The sequence below is a fragment of the Mycobacterium sp. E3339 genome (assembly GCF_001666915.1).
Taxonomy (GTDB): domain Bacteria; phylum Actinomycetota; class Actinomycetes; order Mycobacteriales; family Mycobacteriaceae; genus Mycobacterium.
In genome coordinates this window covers 1-4707 of sequence record NZ_LZIZ01000048.1, presented here as the reverse complement: position 1 = coordinate 4707, position 4707 = coordinate 1, and the positions used below count along the sequence as shown (strand labels likewise).

1 pseudogene is annotated in these 4707 nt (G+C 70.7%); it reads left to right on the top strand.

From position 1 onward, the window contains the following. Positions 1 to 130: 130 nt before the first annotated feature. Positions 131 to 4707: pseudogene (locus tag A5702_RS03865) on the top strand (amino acid adenylation domain-containing protein); the annotation flags it as partial.

The window sequence follows — 4707 nt, the reverse complement described above, 5'->3', positions numbered from 1 at the left end:
CGGGCCGTAGGCGTCGAGCATCACCCGGCCGGGCGCCGCCCACCGGTTGACCACGTCGGCCGGGCAGGCCTCCCCGGCCACCACCAGGGCGGTGGACTCCAATCCGTCCGCCGGCAACATCGCGACCGAGGACGGGCAGCTGCAGTACTTCGGCCGCTCCGACGAGCAGGTCAAGATCCGTGGGTACCGCATCGAGCTCGGCGAGATCCAATCGGTGCTCAAGGGCCTCGATGGGGTGGACCAGGCGGCCGTGATCGCCCGCGAGGACCGGCCCGGCGACAAGCGGCTGGTGGGGTACATCACCGGGACGGCCGATCCGGCCGCGATCCGGGCCGCGCTGGCCGACCGCCTCCCGCCGTACATGGTGCCGGCCGCGGTGGTGGTGCTGGACGCCCTGCCGTTGACCGGCAACGGCAAGCTCGACCGGCGAGCGCTGCCGGCCCCCGAATACGCCACCGCCGAATACCGCGCTCCCGGCGACGCCGTCGAGGAGCTGCTGGCCGACATCTACGCCCAGGTGCTGGGTCTGGAGCGGGTCGGGGTGGACGCGTCGTTCTTCGACCTGGGTGGCGACAGCATTTTGTCGATGCAGGTGGTGGCCCGGGCCCGCGCGGCCGGCATCCTGTTCCGGCCTCGTGACGTGTTCGTCGAGCAGACGGTTTCCCGGCTGGCCCGGGTGGCCGAGGTGGCCGCCGACGGCGCCGCCGGCGCCGGCGACGACGGCGTCGGGCCGGTCGTCGCGACCCCGATCATGCGGTGGCTTCAGAGCATCGACGGCCCCATCGAGCAGTTCAACCAGACCATGGTGGTGTCTGCCCCGGCCGGGGCGACCGAGGCCGACGTGGTGGTGGTGCTGCAGGCGCTGCTGGACCGGCATGCCGCCCTGCGGCTGCGCGCCGACGATGACGGCGCCGGCGGCTGGTCGCTGCAGGTGCCCGAGGTCGGCTCCGTGGACGCGCGCGGTTGCGTGCACGTCGTCGACGCGTTGTCCGACGAGGCGCTCGCGGAGGCACGGTCGCGGTTGAACCCGGCCGCCGGTGTCATGGTCAGTGCGGCATGGGCGGAGTCCGCGGGCCAGCTGGCACTGATCATCCACCACCTGGCCGTCGACGGGGTGTCGTGGCGAATCCTGTTGGAAGACTTCAACATCGCGTGGGCCCAGCACCACAACGGGCAGCCCATCGCCTTGCCGGCGCCCGGGACGTCGTTCGCCCGGTGGTCGTCGCTGCTTCAGGAGTACGCGCAACGTGACGACGTGGTGGCCCGGGCCGACGAATGGCGGCAGGTGGCGACCACCCCGGCCGCGTTGCCGGCGGTGCAACCCGACGTCGACACGTACGTCAACGCCGGTCAGCTGTCCGTCTCGCTGGACGTGGAGACGACCCGGCTGCTGCTCGGTGAGGTGCCGGCCGCGTTCCACGCCGGCGTGGGCGACATCCTGTTGATCGCTTTCGGGTTGGCGTTCGCCGAATTCCTGGGGACCGGCGCGACGCCGATCGGCATCGACGTGGAGGGTCACGGGCGTCAGGAGGAGCTGGCTGCGCGGGTCGACCTGTCGCGCACGGTGGGCTGGTTCACCACCAAGTACCCGGTGGCATTGAAGGGTGGCCGGCTGAACTGGTCGCAGGTGGTGGCCGGCGAGGCCGCGCTGGGCGCGGTGATCAAGGACGCCAAGGAACAGCTGCGCGCCCTGCCCGACGGCCTGACCTACGGCCTGCTGCGCTACCTCAACGCAGAGGTGGACCTGGACGGGGCCGACCCGGTGATCGGGTTCAATTACCTCGGCCGGCTCGGCGCGGGCGCCGACCTCTCCGAGGACCTGTGGCGCGTCAGCCACGACAGCCTGGCCGTTGCCGCGGTCGCCACCGCGGTGCCCATGCCGTTGGCGCACACCGTCGAACTCAACGCCGGCACCATGGACACCGAGGCCGGCCCGCACCTGCAGGCCAACTGGACCTGGGCCCCGTCGGCGCTCGACCACGAGCGCGTTAATCGCTTGAGCCAGTTGTGGTTTGAGGCGCTGTCCGGAATCTGCGCGCACGTCAAGGCCGGTGGCGGCGGGCTGACCCCGTCCGACATCGCCCCCGCGCATCTGAGCCAGCAGCAGATCGACGACCTGTGCCGGCAAGGCGGCGTCGCCGACGTGCTGCCGCTGACCCCGGTCCAGCAGGGCCTGCTGTTCCACACCGCTTTCGCGCAGGACCTCGACGACCTGTACGCGGTGCAGCTCGGGATCACCGTCAGCGGCGCCCTGGACCCGCAGCGCCTGCGCGCCGCGGTGCACACCGCCGTCAAGCGCCACCCCAACCTGGTCGCCCGCTTCTCCGAAGACTTCGGCGAGCCCGTGCAGGTCATCCCCGCCGAGCCCGAAATGGCTTGGCGCTACGTCGAATTGGACGGCGGCAACGTCGACGAGCAGGTCGAGCGGCTGTGCGCCGAGGAACGCGCCGCGGTGTGCGACCTGGCCGGCCAGCCGTCGTTCCGGGGCGCGCTGATCCGCACGGCGCCCGACCGGCACCGGGTCGTGCTCACCATTCACCACATCGTGGTGGACGGCTGGTCGCTGCCCGTGCTGCTGCAGGAAGTCTTCGCCAGCTACTACGGCGAGCGGTTGCCCGCAGCCCCGTCGTACCGAAGTTTCGTCACCTGGCTGACCAGTCAGGACCGCGCCGCCGCGCAGGCGGCCTGGGCCCAGGCGCTGGCCGGGTTCGAGACCCCCACCCTGGTCGGCCCGCTCGGACAGATCGGGCGCCGCGGCGTCGCCGCCTTCCACGTGCCCGCCGACACCACCCGCGCGCTGGGCGAGCTGGCGCGCTCGTGCCGCACCACCATCAGCACCGTGCTGCAGGGAGCGTGGACCCAACTGCTGACCTGGCTGACCGGCCAGCATGACGTGGCCTTCGGCACCGCGGTCTCGGGGCGTCCCACCGAACTGCCCGGCGCGGACGCGATGGTGGGCCTGCTGATCAACACCGTTCCCGTGCGGGCCACCATCACCGCGACGACCACCGTCGCCGACCTGCTCGACCAGCTGCAGCGCCTGCACAACGACACCGTCGACTACGAGCACCTGGCGCTGCCCGAAATCCACCGGGTCACCGGACACGACCAGTTGTTCGACACCCTCTTCCTCTACGAGAACTATCCGATCGACGCGGGCGCGCTGCTGGGCGTCCACGAGCTGGCCGTCACCGACTTCAGCAGCCGGGAGTACAACCACTACCCGCTGTCCGTGGTGGCCTCCCCGGGTCACGAATTTAGCCTGCGCGTCGAGTTCGACACCGAGGTGTTCAACCCCGCCGCGATCGAGACGCTGATCGACCGACTGCAGCAGGTCATGGTGGCCATGACCGCCGATCCCTCCCGGCGGCTGTCCGCGATCGACCTGCTCGACGCCAACGAGCACACCCGGCTGGACGACTGGGGCAACCGGCCGGTGCTGGCCGAGCCGGCACCCAAGTTGGCGTCCATCCCGGAGCTGTTCGCCGCGCAAGCGGCCCGCGCGCCCGAGGCGATGGCCATCACCGACGGTGACCGGTCCTGGACGTACGGCGAGGTCGAGGAAGCGGCGAACCGCTTGGCCCACCTCTTGGTGAGCCGGGGTGCCGGCCCAGGGGAGCGCGTCGCGGTGCTGTTCCCCAGGACTGCCGAGGCCGTCGTGGCCATCCTGGCGGTGCTCAAGACCGGGGCGGCCTACCTGCCCGTCGACCCGACGGTGCCGGCGGCGCGCATCGACTTCGTGCTCGGCGACGCGGCGCCGATCGCCGCCGTCACCACCGCGGAGGTGCGGTCACGGCTCGACGGACAAAACCTGGACGTCATCGAGTTCGACGATCCCGCCGTCGCCTCCCAGTCCACCGACGGGCTGCCCGCGCCTTCCCCGGACAACATCGCCTACATCATCTATACGTCCGGGACCACCGGCACCCCCAAGGGCGTGGCGGTGCCGCACCGCAACGTGACTCAGCTGCTGGAATCCTTGGACGCGCAGCTGGCGCTGGGGCAGGTGTGGACGCAGTGCCACTCGCTGGCCTTCGACTTCTCGGTGTGGGAGATCTTCGGGTCGCTGTTGTACGGCGGCCGGCTGGTGATCGTTCCCGATGCGGTGGTCCGCTCGCCCGAAGAGCTGCACGCGATGCTGGTCCGGGAACAGGTCAGCGTGCTGAGTCAGACGCCGTCGGCGTTTTATGCGTTGCAGACCGCCGATTCGTTGGCGCCGGAGCTGGGCCAGCAGCTGAAGTTGCAGACGGTGGTGTTCGGCGGGGAGGCCCTCGAGCCGCACCGGTTGGGCAAGTGGCTGCACCATCATCCGGGGTTGCCGCGGTTGATCAATATGTATGGGATCACCGAGACCACGGTGCACGCCTCGTTCCGCGAGATCGTCGATGGGGATGTCGACAGCAATGCCAGCCCGATCGGCGTCCCGCTGGCCCACCTGGGCTTCTTCGTGCTGGACGGGTGGCTGCGGCCCGTGCCCGAGGGCGTGGTCGGCGAGTTGTACGTGGCCGGCCGAGGCCTGGCGCACGGATATGTGGGCCGGTCCGGCCTGTCCGCTACGCGGTTTGTGGCGTGCCCGTTCGGCGGGTCGGGCGCGCGGATGTATCGGACCGGGGATTTGGTGCGCTGGGGTGCCGATGGCCAGTTGCAGTACATGGGCCGCGCCGACGAACAGGTCAAGATCCGCGGCTACCGCATCGAACTCGGCGA